Genomic DNA, 18,361 nt, shown 5'->3' with positions numbered 1-18,361 from the left:
ACCGCTGCCGTCATGCGGCCGCCAGGTCGAACGGCAGCTTGCGCAGGCGCTTGCCCGTCAGGGCGAACAGCGCGTTGGCAAACGCGGGCGCCAGCGGCGGCACGCCCGGTTCGCCCATGCCCGTCGGCGCATCGCCCGACGGCACCAGGTGCACCTCGATAACAGGCATGTCGGGCATGCGCGGCACGGGGTAGTCGCCGAAGTTCTGCTGCTCCACCACGCCATCCTTGAGCGTGATGGCCGCGCCGGGGATGGTCATGCCCAGCGCCATCAGCGCGGCGCCCTGCACTTGCGCCTCGATCGTCAAGGGGTTGACGGCCAGGTTGCAATGCACGCCCGCCCATACCTGGTGCAGCTTGGGCGCCCCCTCCACCACGGAGGCCGTCACCACGTAGGCGACGACAGAGTTGAACGACTCGTGCATGGCCACGCCCCAGGCCTGCCCTTTCGGCAGCTTCTTCTTGCCATAACCGGACTTGGCCACGGCCAGGTCCAGCGCGGCGATGTGGCGCGTGTGCTTGGCGTCGATCAGCTGCTTGCGGTAGGCGACGGGATCCATCTTCGCCACGTGCGCCGCTTCGTCGATCAGTGTCTCCATGACGAATGCCGTATGCGTCGAGCCGACGGAGCGCCACCACAGCACGGGCACGTTTGCCTTGGCAGTATGCACGGACAGCTTCATCGGCAAGGTGTACGGCTCGCCCATGCCTTCGACCATGGTGCCGTCGACGCCATTTTTCACCATGAACGCTTCGAACGGCGTGCCGGCCATGATGGACTGGCCCACGATGGTGTGGTCCCAGGCGAGTATCTTGCCCTTGGCGTCGAGGCCGATCTGCGCGCGGTGCACATGCGACGGCCGGTAGTAGCCGCCCTTGATGTCATCCTCGCGGCTCCACATCAGCTTTAATGGACCGCTCTTGCCCGCAGCCCGGTACGCCTTGGCGACGTTGACGGCTTCGACCACGTAGTCGGACGAGGGCACGGCGCGCCGGCCGAAGCCGCCGCCCGCCATCATCGTGTGCAGGGTCACCTGCTCCGGTTTCAGGCCGGAAGTAGCGGCAATCGCCGCCTGGTCGCCCGTCTGGAATTGCGAACCGACCCACATCGTGCATTTGTCGGCCTGCAGGTCGACCACGCAATTGAGCGGCTCCATCGGCGCGTGCGCCAGGTAGGGGAATTCGTAGACGGCTTCGATCTTCTTCGGCGCCTTGGCCAATGCCGAGACATCGAATGCGCGCGCCACCGTGCCCGGCGTCCTGGCCAGCGCCTTGAAAGCGGCCAGTTGCTGGTCGCTGCTGACCTTTTCCACGGCGCTGCTGTCCCACTCGATCACGAGCGCATCGCGCCCCTGCTTGGCGGGCCAGTAACCGTCGGCGATGACGGCCACGCCGCTGCCGCCACGGTCGGTTTTCACTTCCAGCACCTCCAGCACGCCCTTGATGGCTTTCGCCTTGCTGGCGTCGAATTTCGCCACCTTCGCGCCAAACACGGGCGGGCGCGCCACCATGGCCACCTTCGCGCCGGGCGGCTTGAAGTCGATGCCGAACTGCTGTTTTCCTGTGGACTTGGCGGCCGCGTCCAGGCGTTTCACGGGTTTGCCGATGATGGAAAATTCGCGCGGGTCCTTCAGCTTGACGGTGGCGGGCAAGGGCTGGCGCATGGCCGCGTCGGCAAACTCGCCATACGTCGCCTTTTGTCCGCCGGGGCCATACAGCACGCCCTTGGCGGCCCGTACCTGGTCGGGATTGACTTTCCACTGCGCGGCGGCGGCGCCCACCAGCATGGCGCGCGCCTTGGCGCCGATTTCGCGGTACTGCGTAAACGAATGGGCGATGCTGCCCGAGCCGCCCGTCATCTGCATGCCATAGGCGGCATCCTTGTACTGCTCGCCGGCCGGCGCCAGTGCGCCATGCACCAGGCTCCAGTCGGCGTCGAGTTCCTCGGCGATCAGCATGGGCAAGCTCGTTTGCACGCCCTGGCCGAATTCCAGCCGGTTCACCTGCACCGTCACCGTGTTATCTGGGGCGATGTGCAGGAAGGCGTTCGGCGCATACACGGGCTTGGCGGGAGCGGCATCGGCCGCCTGCGCCAGCTTGCCTGCGCCGGGCAGGAAAAATCCCAGCATCAAACCGCCGCCCGCCGCCGCGCCGGCCTTCATGAATCCACGCCGCGAGACGCCATCGGCCACCGGCGCCGATGCCAGCGCCGTGCCCAAGGTCACTGCGCCATGCTGCAATGCTTCCTGATTCAACCATTCGATACGCATGTCGCTCTCCTCAGGCCAGGGTCTTGGCCGCGTCCTTGATGGCTGCGCGGATCCGTTGATAGGTGCCGCAGCGGCAGATATTGCCGCTCATGGCGCCGTCGATGTCGGCATCGCTGGGCGCCTTGTTCGTGCGCAGCAGCGCCGTGGCGCTCATCACCTGGCCGCTTTGACAGTAGCCGCATTGCGGCACGTCGTGGCGCACCCATGCCGCCTGCACGGCCTTGCCCACCTGGTCGTTTTCCATCGCTTCGATGGTGGTGATCTTTTGCGCGCCCACAGATGAAATGGGCGTGATGCACGAGCGGATCGGCTGGCCGTCGAGGTGCACCGTGCAGGCGCCGCACAGGGCCGCGCCGCAACCGAACTTGGTGCCCGTCATGTTCAGGTTATCGCGCAGCGCCCACAAGATGGGCGTGGAAGGATCGGCGTCGACTTGCGTGTCGCGTCCGTTGATATTCAAGGTAATCATCTGCTGCTTCCCCTTTTTTGGATTGTTATGGCGTCTACGAACTACACTTGATGATACGACAGCGGAAAAAAACGCAAAAAAAAGCGCGCCTTGCGAGGGCGCGCCGTCCAGCCTTCCTGGCGACAGCCCGGATTACTTAATGGTCGAGAATTTCTGTTCCAGCGTCTTCGCATCGACCGCGCCCGGAATGCGGCTGCCGTCGGAAAAGAAGATGGCTGGCGTGCCCGAGACGCGCAATTGCTGGCCCAGGGCCAGGATTTTTTCGTGCGGGTTGGCGCAAGTGGCGGCGACCGTGGCTGGCGCCTTGCCGTTCAACATCCAGTCATCCCAGGCCTTGTTGCGGTCCGGCGCGCACCAGACATTGCGCGACTTGACGATGGAGTCCGGCGACAGGATGTTGTACATGAAGGTGTAGACGGTGACGTTGTCGATTTCCTTCAGCGCGTTCTGGCGGAAGCGCTTGCAGTAGCCGCAGTTCGGATCTTCGAACACGGCGATCACGCGCTTGCCATTGCCCTTGACGGTTTTCATGGCCGAATCGAGCGGCAAGTCCGAGAACTTGATGCGATTGACTTCGTCCAGGCGCACCTTGGTCAGGTCCTGCGACGTCTTGGCGTCGAAGACGTGGCCGACGAACAGGTATTGCGCGGATTTGTCCGTGTACAGGATGTCGCCGCCCGTGCGCACTTCGTACAGGCCGCCGTACGGGGTTTCCTTGACCGAGTCCACCTTGGCGCCTTCGCCCAGGCGCGGCTCGATCAGCTTTTTGATGCTCGCTTCCGTCGGCGTTTCCGCGCCGGCGCACGACATCATCAGGCCCGAGGCCAGTACCAATGCGATTCTGCTCATTTTGATCACTATCACTTCTCCACTTGAAACGCCCGGCGGGACTGGCCTCTGGACCGGCGTCGTTATCTCTTCGACAAAACGATCGCCGCAGACCAGCTGCGGCGACCTTGAATTTTCACTGCTGCCATTATCCGGCGATATCTTAAGATACGCTGATATTTACGGATGTCCCAATGCGTGCGAGATCATTTTTCGCTTCAGGGCCGGTAATTTATCCAGCAAGTTTAATCCCAAATTGCGAACCACGCGCAACGGCTCCAGATCGGCGCCGAATAACCGCGCCAGGCCGTCGGTCGCCAGCTGCATCAACAGCACGTCTTCCTTGCGCGCGCGCGCATAGCGCGCCAGCACGCGCTCGTCGCCAATGCCGCGGTGCGCTTCGCGTTCGCCGATCGTCTTGACCAGCTGCGCCACGTCGGCAAAGCCCAGGTTCATGCCGTGGCCGGCCATCGGATGGACCACGTGGGCGGCGTCGCCGACCAAAGCCACGCGCGGCGCCACCATGGCGTGCGGGCGCATCAGGGTCAGGGGAAACGCGCGCACCAGTTCCGGCTGCAGCGGCGTCAGCTTGCCCAGCTTGTCGTGGCAATACGCGGCCAGGCGCGCGGCCAGGGCGTCGGCCGGTTCGGACATCAAGGTATCGGCCAGCGCATCGGGCGCCGACCAGACGAGAGAGACGCGCTCGCCCGGCAGCGGCAGCAGTGCGACGATGCCTTCGCTGCCCGTAAACCACTGGTGGGCCGCGCCATGGTGCGGTTTTTCGCAGGCGAAGTTGCTGACCACGCCGCGCTGGCCGTAGGAGCGGTAATCGAGACCGATGTCGCACTGGCCGCGCACCCACGATTGAGCGCCGTCGGCGCCCACCACCAGCGCGCAGGTGATGGTATCGCCGCCGTCGAGGTGCACGATGGCCGAGTCGTTCGTCCATTCCAGGCGGCTGGCGCGGCCCTGCAGCACGCTGACGTTCGGCGCGAATTTCAGGGCGGCGTCCAGCGCCTGGCCCAGGTTGCGGTCTTCGATGATCCACGCCAGTGCGCCCACATGGGCGCCGTAGGCATCGAAACCGAGTCCGCCCGCCTGCGCGCCGTCGCCGTTGACCAGCATGGCATCGACGGGCGCCACCCTGTCGCCCTCCAGCGCGCCCCATACCTTCAGCGACGACAGCAGCTGGTGCGCCGTATGATTGAGCGCATACACGCGCACATCCCAGCTGGCTTCGACCGGCCTGGCGGTGGGTGCCGGAGGGTTCGCCGGGGATAACAGCGTGACGCTTTGTCCTGCCTGGGCAAACGCCAGCGCCGTGGTTTTCGCGATGGCGCCGTTGCCGACGATGCAAACGTCGCTGTGGCTGTGCATGAAGCGCCGCATGGTGGGGGGAGTGGGACTGTTCATGCGGTCATTATAGCGTTTGCCGCCCCCGTTTCAGCTAGTCAGGAAGTACAGAACGCATGCCCCAGGTCAAGCGGCGCCATGAAACACGGGCAGCACGTATTCGCCGATCTCCTGCATCGTCTCGGCCAGCGGGCGGCGGTTCTGCCGCAGCTGCAGGCCAATATGCCGCACGCCGGCCGCGCGCATGGCGTGCAGCTCGGCGATCAGGCCATCGCGCCCCGTGCGCCCGCCGAAGCGGAAACGCTGCAGCGGCAAGGTCGGATCGTCGTCCAGGTCCAGGTGGATGAAGCTGACATACGGCTTGTCGTCCCCGGCCACGGCCCGCCATTGCGCCGCACGCCGGGCATGGTCTTCCGGCGTGCCCGGATAGGCGAGCCAGCCGTCCATCTGCGCGCCTATCCAGGCCGGCGATTGCTGCGCCAGCCCCGCTACCAGCAGCGGCAACGGTGCGGCCGGCTTGGGCAGCAGACGGATGCCGGGCGGCAGGCGCGTCTGGCCCCAGTCGCGCAGCATGGCCACCTGCTCGCGGAAGGCGGCGCCGCGCTGATCGAAGTCGCGGCCGAAGACGGGATACTCGACGGGCCGGTCGCCGCTGGCCACGCCCAGCAGCAAACGCCCGCCGCTCAACTGGTCGACGCTGGCCGCCGCTTTTAAAGTCAGCACCGGTTCGCGCAGCGGCAGCACCACGGCGGCCGTGCCCAGCAAGATGTTCTCGGTGATGCCGGCCAGGTAGCCCAGATACGTAAATACCTCGAAGACCTGGGCCGCGTCGCCGAACGACGGATCGTACAGGGGCACGTCGCGCAGCCACAGGGCCCGGAAACCCAGGCGGTCGGCCAGCTTTGCCAGCGCCGCATGCTGTTGCATGTCCGGCTCGCCCGGCACGCGGCCGCAGGCCGCATGCGCCTGGCGTCCCGTGGACGACCAGTCATTATCGAGCGGCAGTTCCAGGCCGATACTGAAACCGCCCTGCCCCAGCTTCGTCATGGCGCCCATCTCAATCCCACTGCGGCGCCAGGCCGTCCGGGTTGGCCAGGCGCTCGCCCCGTTCCAGAGTCGCCATCTGCGCCATCTCGTCCGGCGACAGGGTGATGCGCTGGAAATGCAGGTTCGCTTCCAGGTTGGCGCGCTTCGTCGACGACGGAATCACGGCAAAGCCCTGCTGCAGCGACCAGCTCAGAGCCACCTGCGCCGACGTCACGCCGTGTCTGGCCGCAATCGCCATGATGACCGGATCGACGACCACCTTACCGTACGCGAGCGGCATGTAGGCCGTGATGTGGATGCCCTGGCTGCGCGCGAACTCGATGACCTTGCGGTTTTGCAGGAAGGGGTGGATCTCGACCTGCTGCGTGGCGATTTCCGCCGCGCCCACCGTATCGATGGCTTGCCGCAGCTGCGCATTCGTGAAATTCGATACGCCGATGGCCTTGGTCAGCCCTTGCGCCTTGGCCTGCGCCAGCGCCGCCATGTACTCGGCCACGGGAATCGCGTCCTGCGGCGACGGCCAGTGGATCAGCGTCAAATCCAGCTGCTCCAGCTGCAGCTTGTGCAGGCTGTCTTTTAAACTGGGAATCAGCTTGTCGCGCTGCAGATTGTCGATCCATATCTTGGTGGTGACGAACAACTCGTCGCGCGGGACGGCGCTGGCCGCGATCGCCTGGCCCACGTCGGCTTCATTGCCGTAGATTTGCGCCGTGTCGATATGGCGGTAGCCGACGTCGAGGCCCGTCGTGACGGAATCGATGACGACCTGGCCCTGCAGGCGGAAGGTGCCCAGACCGATTTCAGGGATGGCGGTGTGTTGGGTAATGGCGTGCATGCGGTAATCCTCTCAAGTCAGTAACGATGGCCACACTATGCGCCCTTCCTTTATTGAGAAAAATACCGTTTACATCAAATCATATTTGACCCATGCGCAAGTAATGGAGTGCGAATCCTGGAAATGCAGGAAAAGTCGCAGCCGGCTCTTGCATTCCCGTTTTGGTCTGCTATAATTCGCCACCTTGGCCTGGTAGCTCAGTCGGTAGAGCAGAGGATTGAAAATCCTTGTGTCGGTGGTTCGATTCCGCCCCGGGCCACCAAGAATTCGTTTCACGTTCAAAAACGCCACCTTCGGGTGGCGTTTTTGTTTGTAGTCCACATAAAAACGGGCCGTTTCCGGCCCGCAGTTACGCCAGTCCGGTACCGTCGGCACCGGGCAATCGCCCTCTTACCACATCAAATCATCCGGAATCTGGAACGCCGCGTACGGATCGTCCTCGTCCACTTGCGTGCTGGCCTGCTTCACGCGCACGACGATGGCGGGGTCGCGTTCGGCGATCTTGTCGGCGATGATGCGCGGCACCAGCTCCACGGCGCCGCCCAGGCAGACGATCACCAGACGGCCCGCCACCAGGTGGGCTTGCACGGCGGCCGTCACGTAGATGCGCTCGATCTTGTTGTTGAACGTGAAGTTATACGGCACGTCGCCGTTGTTACCCTTGCTCTGGCGGTTCTTTTGCACCATTTGCGCGATTTGCGCCACGATGGCTTTCTGGTTCGCGGCCGCGTCGCGCTGGGCGTTCAGTTCGCGCGCGCGTTCCGCGTTCTTGCGCTGGGTCTCGAGCGCGGCCAGGCGCACCTCGTCGACGCTTTGCGTGCCGCTCTTGCGCTCGTCCTTTTTTTGCTTGCTCTTGTCCTGGTTGGCCAATTTGACCTTCTTTTTGTCGACCAGGCCGGCCTTTAAAAACTGCTCTTGCAACGAGACCATAACTACTCCGTAATGAGTGTGCGCCGGCCAAGGCAGCGGCATCGGCCGGTGGAAAGACGCTAGCATAGCAAAAAACGGGGCCGCTGCCGCCGCAACATGGCTGCCCGGGCCAGCCGGCGGGGGCCTGGCGCCGGACAGTAACAAAAAGACACACTCGAGTGGAAATTTTGTTGATAAATGTCATATAGTTAGTTACGTTCTGCATATCGGCAGTTTCCAGCCGGTTGCATGCCCCTTCCATCGTTTGCGTCTAAAGGATTTGCCATGAAACAATTAATCGCCCTCTGCATCGCCGCCGCGTTTGCCAGCACCGCCTTTGCCGCCGCACCGGAAGCGGCGCCCGTCGCCAAGACGGCGCAACAGTCGAAAATGACCACCTGCAATGCGGATGCCGCCGGCAAGAAAGGCGATGAACGCAAAACCTTCATGAAGGAATGCCTGAGCGCCAAGCCGGCGCCGGCCATGACGCAGCAAAACAAGATGAAGGCGTGCAATGTCGACGCCAAGGACATGAAGGGCGACGCGCGCAAGGCGTTCATGAAAGAATGCCTGAGCGCGCCCAAGAAATAAGCGCCGCTTCGAAGCGCCCGTGTGCGCTTCACCCCACAGCGCCAGCCGACAGGCTGGCTTTTTTTTGCTCCCATCAAACGGCGCGGCGCCCAGGGCAGAATGACCATCCCCGCCAAAGGGCCGATGAATGAGGCAGCCACGCGGAACGCCGGCAATCATGATTAATGATCAAGATGACAAGAGGATTGATAGCGCGTAATATTTACTCAGCAGTAATGCACGGCGCGGCGGCAGCTTACCCCAGGGGAAGGATGGCAGCGTGGCGATATCGAGCGATCTCGCGCACTGGCGCGGCCTGGTCTTTACCCGCCTGTTGCAGGTGGTGCTGCTGCTTGGCATCGTCACGGCCATTCCCAGCGCGCTGCTGGCCGCGAGCGAGGCGATCTGGTCCATCGTCGTCCTCGACTTGCTGGCCATCGGCTGGATCGGCCTCATCTGGCATAGTCGCGCCATGCCCTACCGCTGGCGCGTGTGGCAATTCCTCATCGTCGCCTATCTGGTGGGCGTGGGCCTGCTGCTGAAAATCGGTCCCGTCAGCCAGATCTACATGATGCTCATGCCCGTGCTGGCGGCACTGCTGCTGGGCATGCGGCCAGCCATGTCGACCCTGGTCCTGACCACGCTGACCATCTTTTTCCTCGGTCTGCATCCCGACGTCGCCCTGCGCCTGCCGGGCACGCCCGACTCTCCCGTGCTGCGCGCGCTGATCGTGGCACTGAACTTCCTGTTCATCGCCGCCGTGCTGACCCTGTCCTGCGCCTTTCTGCTGCGCCACCTGGAAGACAGCAGCCAGGCCTTGTCGCAGCTGAACGCCGAGCTGCGCCTGACGGCCACGGCGCTGGCCCGCCTGAACGACATGGTGATGATCGCCGAAGTGCTGGACGGCCCGCCCGGCCCCGGCGCCGGGACGGTATCGGCCACGCGCATCATCTTCGTCAATGACGCCTTCGAGCGCAGCAGCGGCTATGCGCGCGCCGAGGTGCTGGGCCGCAGCCTGCTGTTCCAGCAAGGCCCCGCCACCGATACGGACGAACTGGCGCGCATCGCCGCCGCCATGGCCCGTGCCCAGCCGGCCAGGGCGGAATTACTGAACTACAACAAGGCGGGCAAGGCGTACTGGGTCGAAGCGGAACTGGTGCCGTTCACGGATGCGGAAGGCAGGCAGACGCACTGGGTGGCTGTCGAGCGGGAAATCGACGAGCGCAAGAAATCGGAAGCGGACATCCACCGCCTGGCCTTCTACGACGTGCTGACGGGCTTGCCCAACCGGCGCCTGCTGACGGACCGCATCGGCCACCTGCTGGCCGCCGCGCCGCGCAACCAGACCATCAGCGCGCTGATGTTCATCGACCTCGATCACTTCAAGCACATCAACGACGCGCGCGGCCACGCCACGGGCGACGCGCTGCTGCGCCTGGCGGGCGAACGGCTGGCGCAGCTGATGCGCAAGGCCGACACGGTGGCGCGCATCGGCGGCGACGAATTCGTCGTGCTGCTGGCGCACCTGGCCGATGACCTGGACAGCGCCGCCCGCGCGGCGGCCCAGGTGGCCGAGAAAATCCGGGCCGCCATCGCGCGCGACTTCGAGATCGGCGCGCAGTCCTATCATTGCAGCGCCAGCATCGGCGTGACCCTGCTGCCGAAAGCGGGCCAGCAGGCGCACGACCTGCTGCGCGAAGCGGACATCGCCATGTACCGCGCCAAGGCGGAAGGACGCAACGGCATCGCCTTCTTTGAAGCGGCCATGCAGGCGGGCGTGGAGCGCCGCCTGACCCTGGAACGGGCGCTGGCGCGCGCCCTCGACCTGGGGCAATTGTGCATGCACTTACAGCCGCAGGTCGACCGCCATGGCCGGGTGACGGGCGCCGAATTGCTCATGCGCTGGCCGCAGGCGGACGGCAGCCATATCGCGCCGGATATCTTCATTCCGATTGCCGAGGAATCTGGGCTGATCGTCAAGCTCGGGCACTGGGCCCTGCGCGAAGCGTGCCGCGCCGCCAGCCTGCTGGCGCAAGCGGGCCGGCCCGTCCCCCTGTCCGTGAACGTCAGTCCGGCGCAGTTTCGCCAGCCCGATTTCGCGTCCCGCGTGCAGGCGGCGCTGGCCGAACACGGCACGCCGGCCGGCGCCCTGATCCTGGAACTGACGGAAGGCTTGCTGATCGACCAGCGCGACGCCTCGCTGGCGCGCATGCGCGAACTGGCGGACCTGGGTATCCGCTTTTCCATCGACGATTTCGGCACCGGCTATTCCAGTCTCGCCTACCTGACCTCGATGCCGCTGTACGAACTCAAAATCGACAAGCGCTTCATCGACGACACGCCGCGCGATGCGCGCGACACGGCCATCGTGCAGGCGATCCTGGCCATGGCGCGCCACCTGGGCTTGCGCGTCGTGGCCGAAGGCGTGGAAACGCGGGAGCAGGCCGACTTCCTCGTCGCCCACGATTGCGACGGCTTGCAAGGCTTCCTGTATGCGCGGCCGATGCCGCTCGATGACTTTCTCGTCTGGCTGGCCCGGCATCAAGCTTAGCTTTCCGACATTTCCTGCACGAAACTCCTCCGCTAGAATACCGGCCTCATAGCCTGTACCTTCACCATCCCCTCTCGTTAAAGTGATCTCCGATGCGTCTGGTTCTTCCCCTGCTGCCGCTCCTGCTGCTATCTCTGCTGCCCGCCGCCAACGCGGCCCCCTCTGCCACCGCGCCCACGCCGATCACGCTGGACCAGGCCATGGCCGATCCCGACTGGATCGGCACACCCGTCGAAGCGGCGTGGTGGGGCTGGAACGGCCAGCTCTACTACAAACAAAAACGCCTCGGCTCGCCCCTGCGCGACACGTTTCACGTATCTGGCGCGCATGCGAAACTCAATAGCGGCAAGAAGGTCGACGATGCGCAACTGGCGAACCTCGATGGCCAGCAGATGGTCGTCAACCGGGCCGGCACGCGCGCCATCCTGCTGCGCAACGGCGACTTGTTCGAGCGCGACCTGAAAAACGGCGCTCTGGTCCAGATCACGCGGGGCGTCTCCGCCATCAGCGACCCGCAGTATTCCGCCGACGGCGGCGCTGTGCAGTACCGCAGCGGCACCGACTGGTTCAGCTGGAGCCGTGCCGACCGCCTGAGCGCCCCCGTCGCCCTGCTGCGCGCGGCCAAGGACCCGGACGCCAAGCCGGAAGCGGACGCCCTGCGCGAGCTGCAGCTGCGCCTGATCGTCAACCTGGCGCGCCAGAAGGACGACCGCGACGCGAGCCGCGAGCGCCGCCACGAAGAGCGCCGCCTGGACGCCACGCGTGCGCCGGAACCGATCTACCTGGGCGACAAAGTGACGATTTCCGGCAGTGCCCTGTCGCCGGATGGCCGCTGGCTGCTGTTCGTCACGCAAGACAAGGCCGCCGAAAAGGGCAAGCTGGGCAAACTGGCCCGCTACGTCACGGAAACGGGCTATCCGGAAGCGGACGACGAGCGCACGCGCGTGGGCCGCAACATGCCGATCGCGCAAAGCCTGAAACTCGCCGACCTGCGCACGGGCCAGGTGCGCGAGATACCGTTCGACAGCCTGCCCGGCATCGCCACCGACCCGCTGGCCAGCCTGCGCGCCGAACAGAAGCTGCCGCCGCTGAAAGGCAACCGTGCCGTGCGCGTCGACGCCCAGCGCGACGGCATCGCCTGGACCGATGACGGTTCCAAAGCGGCCGTGCGCGTGCGCGCCATCGACAACAAGGACGGCTGGCTCGCCACCGTCGACCTGGCCAACGGCGCCCTCGTGCCCGCGCACCGCATCAGCGACACGGCCTGGGTCAACCGCCGCGCCGAGGAATTCGGCTGGCTGCCCGACAATGCCACCCTGTGGTATCTGTCCGAGGAAAGCGGCTACGCCCACCTGTACACGAAAACGGGCACCGCACCCGCGCGCGCCTTGACCAGCGGGCAATGGGAAGTGAGCGCCGTCGAATGGAGCCGCGACGGCAAGACCGCCTATTTTATGTGCAACCCGCAAGCGCCAGGCACGTATGAAGTGTGTGCCAGCACGGCCAAGGATGGCGGCGCGCGCGAAGTCACCAGTCTGAAAGGCGTGGAAAACTTCGGCCTGTCGCCCGATGGCGGCAAGCTGCTGCTGCGCTATTCGACCAGCTATATGCCGGCCCAGCTGGCCACGGTTTCTGTCTCTGGCGGCAAGGCGACTATCCTGACCGATACGCGCAGCGACGCCTTCAAGGCGCGCAACTGGGTCATGCCGGAACTGGTGCAAGTGCCGTCCACGCATGGCGCGGCGCCCATCTGGGCCAAGCTGTATCGCCCGGCGCAGCTGGAAGCGGGCAAGCGCTACCCGATCGTCATGTTCGCGCACGGTGCCGGCTACCTGCAAAACGTGACGCAGCGCTACCCCGTGTACTTCCGCGAACAGATGTTCCACAACCTGCTGGTGGAGCAGGGTTACATCGTGCTCGACGTCGATTACCGCGCCTCGCTCGGCTACGGCAGCGCGTGGCGCACGGCCATCTACCGGCAGATGGGCCACCCGGAACTGGAAGATTTCATCGATGGCGCCAACTGGCTGGCAGCCCGGCACCAGGGAGACATCAAGAATGTGGGCATCTATGGCGGCAGCTATGGCGGCTTCATGAGCCTGATGGCCCTGATGCGCGCCCCGGAAATCTTCAAGTCGGGCGCCGCCCTGCGTCCCGTGACGGACTGGACCACCTACAACCACGAGTACACGGCCAACATCCTGAACACGCCGGACGTCGACCCGCAGGCGTATAAAATCTCGTCGCCGATCGAATATGCCGACAAGCTGACGGGCAACCTCCTGATCGCCCACGGCATGATCGACGACAACGTGTTTTACCAGGATTCCGTGCGCCTGGCGCAGCGCTTGATCGAGCTCAAAAAGGACAACTGGGAAATGGCCAGCTACCCGATGGAGCGCCACGGCTTCGTGCAGCCGGAAGCGTGGTATGACCAGTACCGCCGTATCTATCAGCTGTTCAATCGTACGTTGAAATAAGCGATATCAACAAAAAATGTCGGATTACGCGGCTGCGCCGCTAATCCGACCTACTCGCTGAGGTGTAGGTCGGATTAGCCCGCAAGGGCGTAATCCGACACCACACCCACCACAAGCACTCAGTCAAACGGCACCGGCCGCGGCGTCGTGTCGCTCGATGGCGGCAGGATCGGCAGCACGAGGTGCGGCTGCTTGCCCGTGAGTGTTTTCAGGAAAGCGACGAGTTGCGCGTTTTCATCGGGCGCAAACGTGCGGCCCAGCTGTAAACGGCCCATCACATCGACGGCCTGCGTCAGGGTGGCCGCTTCGCCATCGTGGAAGTAGGGATACGTCAATTCCACGTTGCGCAGGGTCGGCACCTTGAAGTTGAAGCGGTCGGCATCCTTGCCCGTCACGGCCGAGCGCCCTTGCGCCGTCATCGCCGTCTTGTACGGTTCCACCACACCCATCTTCTGGAAAGTATTGCCGCCCACGGCGGGGCCGTTATGGCAGGCGATGCAGCCGCTGGATTTGAACAGCTGGTAGCCGGCCAGTTCGTCTTTCGTCAGCGCGCTTTTCTTGCCCATCAGCCATTGGTCGAAGCGCGAACCGGGCGTCACCAGCACTTCCTCGAAGGCGGCGATGGCGCGCGTGACTTGCTCGATGGTCAATTTATCCTGGCCAAATACTTGCCGGAATTCCGCGCGGTAGGCGGGAATCGAGGCCAGCACGTCGATGGCCAGCTCGTGCGTAAAAGCCATCTCGCCCGGATTGGCGATGGGGCCGCCCGCCTGCTCCTGCAAATCCTTGGCGCGGCCATCCCAGAATTGCGCTACGTTCATGCTGGAATTGAGCACCGTTGGTGAGTTGATGGGTCCGCGCTGCCAGTTGTGGCCGATCGACGTCTTGATGTTATCCGTGCCGCCCATGCTCAGGTTATGGCAGCTATTACAGGAAATAAATCCGGAACGCGACAGCCGCGGATCGAAAAACAGTTTCTTGCCCAGTTCGACCATGGCCGGATTGGCCACCTTGGCGGCCGTGATGGGCTGGATCGGCTCCTTGCTGGCGGCGTGCAGCGTGCCGCTGAAAGCGAGGCTGGCGATGAAGACAAAGGGGGAGAGGGTACGGCGCATAGTCTAACTCCTGGAAGCATTCCCGAATCGGCGGTGCACGCCGGCGCGGGAATGCAGCGCGGCGGCCCGGTCGCCACCCGACCATCGCTGATTGGATGTTGATTTATATTAACTTTGACGGCTTGATAATGAAAATGACCGGCGTCAAGGATCGTCCAGCGCGCGAATCGCGCTTGCCATTTGGGCAAGCGTGGCACATGATGAAGGCATGCATACACCTACCTACTCCGCCCTGCGCGCCGCGTGCGCCGCCATCCTGCTGCTGGCCACCAGTGCCTGCGGCAGCGCCCCCGCACAAGATGCGCCGCCCGCGCCCGGCAATGCCGGCTTGCTGGCGCAAATCCAGGCGGAAGTGGGCGCCGCCGCCTGCGATTCCACCCAGCAATGCCAAACCATCGCCATCGGCGCCAAAGCCTGCGGCGGTCCCGAGCGCTATCTGGCCTGGTCCAGCAAGGACAATGACGGAAAAAAACTCAAGGCCTTGGCCCAGGCGCAAGCCGAGGCCAGCCGCAAGCAGCAGCAGGCGGACGGCATGATGTCGACCTGCTCCATCGTCACGGACCCGGGCGCCACCTGCGAGGCGGGACGCTGCGTGCTGCAAAAGAGCGCCATGGGCGGCAGCTCGGCGATGTAAAAAAAGCCGCTGGATCAGCGGCTTGCGTGATGCGGCAACAAGTCAGGACTGCAGCTGCAAGGTCTTGACGATCTTGCTTTCCACCTTCTCGCCCGCACCCGAGGTGGCATTCTTGCTTTCCTTGCGCAGCAACAATAGATGGTCGCCGCTGACGCCATACTGGCGCGTCTCGTCCGTCTTTTGCGTAAAGCTGACGACGACAAAGGCGCGCCCGCTCACATCAAAGTGGAAATGGCTGGCCAGCGGCGTGCCGTCGGCGGCGATCCACACCTCGATGCCGCCTTCGAACTTCTTCACATACTTGCGGTCTTTCTCCGGCACCTTGTCGAGCGACAAGGTAAAGCTGAGCAGGCGCGCCGGCTTGCCCTTGTAGCTATCGATCTTTTCCCCGCTGAACACGGCTTCCTCGATCTCGCGCGACAGGGAATCGGCCGCCGACACCATGGAACGCAACTCCGCCGCCTTCATCTCCCCCAGCGCAAAGCCGATCGGCGTCTTGACCTTCGGATCCTTCACCCTGGCGCGCTGCTCGGCCTCCACTTTCGCCAGCAAATCCTTGCTGTAGAGCACTTGCAAGCCCGCCGGCCCGCCTTCGACGGTGACTGTCGCCTGGCCGCTATCCTCTTCCGCCGCCTTGCCCTCGCCCTCGCGGCGCCAGGTTTTCGATTCCACTTGCGCCTTGATGGGCAGCTGGCCCTGCAAGCGCGCCAGCGCCGCATTCAGATCGGCCAGCCCGTCGGCCCGCGCCGTACCGCAAAACAAACTGAACAAGCCTGCAGCCGCCAGGCCCTGCACTCCAATACGTCGCCGCATCGCCACATCCCTTCAGCTCATACAAGGATGCCAAAACACCATGTTTTGGCCATCTGTTGCATTTGAACACAGCTAGCTCTGGTCAGGTGGAAAGTCTTTCTGCTATAATTCGCCGCCTTGGCCTGGTAGCTCAGTCGGTAGAGCAGAGGATTGAAAATCCTTGTGTCGGTGGTTCGATTCCGCCCCGGGCCACCAAGAATTCAGCAGTACATAGCAAAAAGCCAACCTTCGGGTTGGCTTTTTTGTTTACCGGCTCAAAAGTCTTTGCCCCGGTCCATCCATGGTGTCCGGTAGGCCAGCATACTTCGGACGGCTCTTCTCCTTGCTCGCGTTTATTTGCTCCGCCATACAAACGTGTCGACTTAAAGCTCATTCACGCCACGCCTTCCGTCGCCGCGGAGGACGACCGCCTCAAATCAGAGTGCAGGCTTATTCGGTACTTGGCACCCATTCAGCACTACATAGCAAAAAGCCAGCCTTCGGCTTGGCTTTTTTTTCAGCGTTGCTCGCTCTCGCTACAGCCTCATCGCCAGTCACGCAGCGTTACGCACAGCGATAGCTTGCCCAACGCTCTGGCGGGGCACGCCTTCGTCAAATTCATCGGCTGGATTTGAAACAAGCAATATTGCTCAAAAGATATATAATTTACATCAGCAGCCTGACTCTGGCCACACCAGGCCATTTCAGTACGACGCAAGCACAGGCATCACTTAAAAATTAGAAATGGATAGATTCAATGAAGATACTGGCAACTGTACTTAGTTCGTGCATGCTCGTTGCATGCGGTGGCGGTGGTGGCTCGTCACCTGTTCCTGTCACCCCAACAAGTCTAACAGTCAACGGCACTGCCGCAACGGGGAAGGCCATTGCTGGCGCCACTATTACTGCCAAATGCCAGACAGGCACCGGCAACGCCACGACGCTGGCTGACGGCAGCTACAGCCTTGCCGTAGCCGGCGGCAACCTACCGTGCCTGCTCCAGATCACCGATCCGGCGGATGGCTCAAAATTACACACGCTCGTGCTGGGAAACGGCAGCGCCGCCACTGCCAACATAACGCCACTAACCGAAATGCTGACGGCGCGGGTACTGGGGAGCGAACCGACGGTCTTCTTTGCCGCGTTTGACGCCACGATTGCCAACAACAAGGTCACTCCCACTGCAGTGAAGGCAGCGCAGGCTGATGTGGGGACGGTACTCAACGGTGTCGTCGACACGAGCCCCCTCGTTGATTTCCTTGCCACGCCATTGAAAGCCGCGACACAGGGCAACCCGGCCGGCGGCGATGCGCAGGACAGGCTTCTGGATGCGCTCAGAGTAAAAATCAACGCCGCCCGGCTCACCCAGGTCGTCACCGCGCTGGCCAAGATCACCAATACAGACGCCATCAAGCAAATCATCGCCGATATTGCTGCCGTCCCCCCTGTCGCCCAGGCGGGACCGCTACAAAGCGTGGTGACGGGGACTGTAGTCACGCTCGATGGCAGCGCCAGTTCGGCCGATGCCGGCCGTACGCTCAGCTATGCATGGACCCTGCAATCCAGACCGGCAGGCAGTACGGCAAGCTTGTCGTCGCCGACCTCCGTCAGACCCACTTTTACGGCGGATGTGGCCGGCACCTATGTTGCCAGCATCATCGTCAACGACGGCAAGGTCAGCAGCAACGCGGCAGCGGTCAGTATTACGGCCAGTGTAGCCAATGCGGCGCCGGTGGCGAACGCAGGCTACGCGCAAAATGTCTTGTCCGGCAGTGTGGTGGAACTCGATGGCAGCGCCAGTTCGGACGCCAATGGCGATGTCTTGACTTTTGCCTGGGAGCTGACGACAAAACCGGCGAACAGCAAGGCCTCCTTGTCTTCCGCCAGCTCGGCCAAGAGCACCTTTACCGCCGATACCACCGGTTTGTATGTAGCTAAACTCATCGTCAACGATGGCAAGGCGAGCAGTGCGGACGCAACTGTTACTGTCACCGCCAGCGCCGTCGACAACTCCGGCCCCAACGTGTCGGCCATCACTGTCACCCCCGCCATCATTGACGTCTCGCAGACAAGTCAACAGGTGACGGCCACCGTCAGCGTGACAGATGCCACCGGCGTCAATCTCAACGCCCTGCCCGCCCCCCATTGGTACAACGTCGCCGACATCGGCGGCACCCGCATCAACAGCCAATGGAAACTGGCGTCCGGCGACGCGAAGCATGCCACCTTCAGTTCGACGGTGACGATCCCCGCAGGCGCCAAAGCAGGCGAATGGCTGGTCGGCTCGCTCGCCTTCCGTGACGTATTAGACTATACGAGTACAAATGGCGGCTACAGCCAGGGTTTCACCGTGCAAAGTAATGAACTCAGCGACACATCGGGTCCCACCGTGTCAGCCATCACCGTCAATCCCACCACCGTTGATGTCTCCCAGACAAGTCAACTGGTGACGACCACCGTCACCGTGACAGATGCCACCGGGATCAATCTCAACGCCCTGCCCAATCCC

At 63.5% G+C, this 18,361-nt stretch carries 14 protein-coding genes and 2 tRNA genes; 7 read left to right on the top strand and 9 right to left on the bottom strand.

Annotated features, from left to right (window positions below):
• Nucleotides 1-10: 10 nt before the first annotated feature.
• The 6 genes from AC1Q6X_RS26745 to dkgB form a co-directional block, all read right to left on the bottom strand.
• On the bottom strand, nucleotides 11-2,269 hold the full coding sequence (locus tag AC1Q6X_RS26745; RefSeq protein ID WP_070223797.1) for a xanthine dehydrogenase family protein molybdopterin-binding subunit: 2,259 nt from the start codon (nucleotides 2,267-2,269) through the stop codon (nucleotides 11-13).
• 10 nt (nucleotides 2,270-2,279) lie between these two features.
• Nucleotides 2,280-2,738, bottom strand: coding sequence for a (2Fe-2S)-binding protein (locus tag AC1Q6X_RS26740; RefSeq protein ID WP_034753534.1), 459 nt, complete (start codon nucleotides 2,736-2,738; stop codon nucleotides 2,280-2,282).
• A gap of 132 nt (nucleotides 2,739-2,870) precedes the next feature.
• Nucleotides 2,871-3,587: a DsbC family protein gene (locus AC1Q6X_RS26735; protein ID WP_230506775.1), complete on the bottom strand. Its 717-nt coding sequence runs from the start codon at nucleotides 3,585-3,587 to the stop codon at nucleotides 2,871-2,873.
• A gap of 159 nt (nucleotides 3,588-3,746) precedes the next feature.
• Nucleotides 3,747-4,979, bottom strand: coding sequence for an FAD-dependent monooxygenase (locus AC1Q6X_RS26730; RefSeq protein WP_070292450.1), 1,233 nt, complete (start codon nucleotides 4,977-4,979; stop codon nucleotides 3,747-3,749).
• 66 nt (nucleotides 4,980-5,045) lie between these two features.
• On the bottom strand, nucleotides 5,046-5,975 hold the full coding sequence (locus tag AC1Q6X_RS26725; protein ID WP_492498921.1) for an LLM class oxidoreductase: 930 nt from the start codon (nucleotides 5,973-5,975) through the stop codon (nucleotides 5,046-5,048).
• 1 nt (nucleotide 5,976) lies between these two features.
• A complete protein-coding gene (dkgB, locus tag AC1Q6X_RS26720; protein ID WP_230506778.1) occupies nucleotides 5,977-6,801 on the bottom strand; it encodes a 2,5-didehydrogluconate reductase DkgB in 825 nt (274 codons plus the stop codon).
• Between the two features lie 186 nt (nucleotides 6,802-6,987).
• Between dkgB and AC1Q6X_RS26715 the strand changes: the two genes are divergently transcribed.
• Nucleotides 6,988-7,063 (top strand) — tRNA-Phe (locus AC1Q6X_RS26715).
• A gap of 128 nt (nucleotides 7,064-7,191) precedes the next feature.
• Here AC1Q6X_RS26715 and AC1Q6X_RS26710 read toward each other — a convergent pair.
• On the bottom strand, nucleotides 7,192-7,731 hold the full coding sequence (locus tag AC1Q6X_RS26710) for a DUF2058 domain-containing protein (protein ID WP_070223805.1): 540 nt from the start codon (nucleotides 7,729-7,731) through the stop codon (nucleotides 7,192-7,194).
• Nucleotides 7,732-7,995: 264 nt separating this feature from the next.
• Here AC1Q6X_RS26710 and AC1Q6X_RS26705 point away from each other — a divergent pair, with 264 nt between their 5' ends.
• The 3 genes from AC1Q6X_RS26705 to AC1Q6X_RS26695 all read left to right on the top strand — a co-directional run bounded on the left by AC1Q6X_RS26705 (nucleotide 7,996) and on the right by AC1Q6X_RS26695 (nucleotide 13,311).
• Nucleotides 7,996-8,301: a PsiF family protein gene (locus AC1Q6X_RS26705; protein WP_046682222.1), complete on the top strand. Its 306-nt coding sequence runs from the start codon at nucleotides 7,996-7,998 to the stop codon at nucleotides 8,299-8,301.
• A 259-nt stretch (nucleotides 8,302-8,560) separates the two neighbouring features.
• Nucleotides 8,561-10,831 carry a putative bifunctional diguanylate cyclase/phosphodiesterase gene (locus AC1Q6X_RS26700; RefSeq protein ID WP_492498920.1) on the top strand — a complete coding sequence of 757 codons (2,271 nt, stop codon included), beginning with the start codon at nucleotides 8,561-8,563 and terminating at the stop codon, nucleotides 10,829-10,831.
• Between the two features lie 92 nt (nucleotides 10,832-10,923).
• Nucleotides 10,924-13,311 carry a S9 family peptidase gene (locus tag AC1Q6X_RS26695; protein WP_230506780.1) on the top strand — a complete coding sequence of 796 codons (2,388 nt, stop codon included), beginning with the start codon at nucleotides 10,924-10,926 and terminating at the stop codon, nucleotides 13,309-13,311.
• 119 nt (nucleotides 13,312-13,430) lie between these two features.
• Here the strand turns inward: AC1Q6X_RS26695 and AC1Q6X_RS26690 are convergent, their stop codons facing one another.
• The gene (locus AC1Q6X_RS26690; protein ID WP_121668405.1) at nucleotides 13,431-14,426 is read right to left on the bottom strand and encodes a cytochrome-c peroxidase; all 996 of its coding nucleotides are present in this window, start codon (nucleotides 14,424-14,426) and stop codon (nucleotides 13,431-13,433) included.
• A gap of 208 nt (nucleotides 14,427-14,634) precedes the next feature.
• Here AC1Q6X_RS26690 and AC1Q6X_RS26685 point away from each other — a divergent pair, with 208 nt between their 5' ends.
• Nucleotides 14,635-15,060: a hypothetical protein gene (locus tag AC1Q6X_RS26685; protein ID WP_070292443.1), complete on the top strand. Its 426-nt coding sequence runs from the start codon at nucleotides 14,635-14,637 to the stop codon at nucleotides 15,058-15,060.
• 42 nt (nucleotides 15,061-15,102) lie between these two features.
• On the opposite strand, the gene AC1Q6X_RS26680 is transcribed toward AC1Q6X_RS26685, so the two are convergent.
• Nucleotides 15,103-15,873: a hypothetical protein gene (locus tag AC1Q6X_RS26680; RefSeq protein WP_230506781.1), complete on the bottom strand. Its 771-nt coding sequence runs from the start codon at nucleotides 15,871-15,873 to the stop codon at nucleotides 15,103-15,105.
• A 119-nt stretch (nucleotides 15,874-15,992) separates the two neighbouring features.
• Between AC1Q6X_RS26680 and AC1Q6X_RS26675 the strand changes: the two genes are divergently transcribed.
• Nucleotides 15,993-16,068: transfer RNA gene (locus tag AC1Q6X_RS26675), tRNA-Phe, on the top strand.
• A 541-nt stretch (nucleotides 16,069-16,609) separates the two neighbouring features.
• Nucleotides 16,610-18,361 (top strand): PKD domain-containing protein (locus AC1Q6X_RS26670; RefSeq protein ID WP_492498919.1); only part of this gene is annotated, 1,752 nt, incomplete at its 3' end.

The organism is Janthinobacterium sp. GW823-FHT06H09, assembly GCF_058794735.1.
Note: the sequence above shows the minus strand (reverse complement) of the source record. Positions and strands in the feature narration are given on the sequence as shown.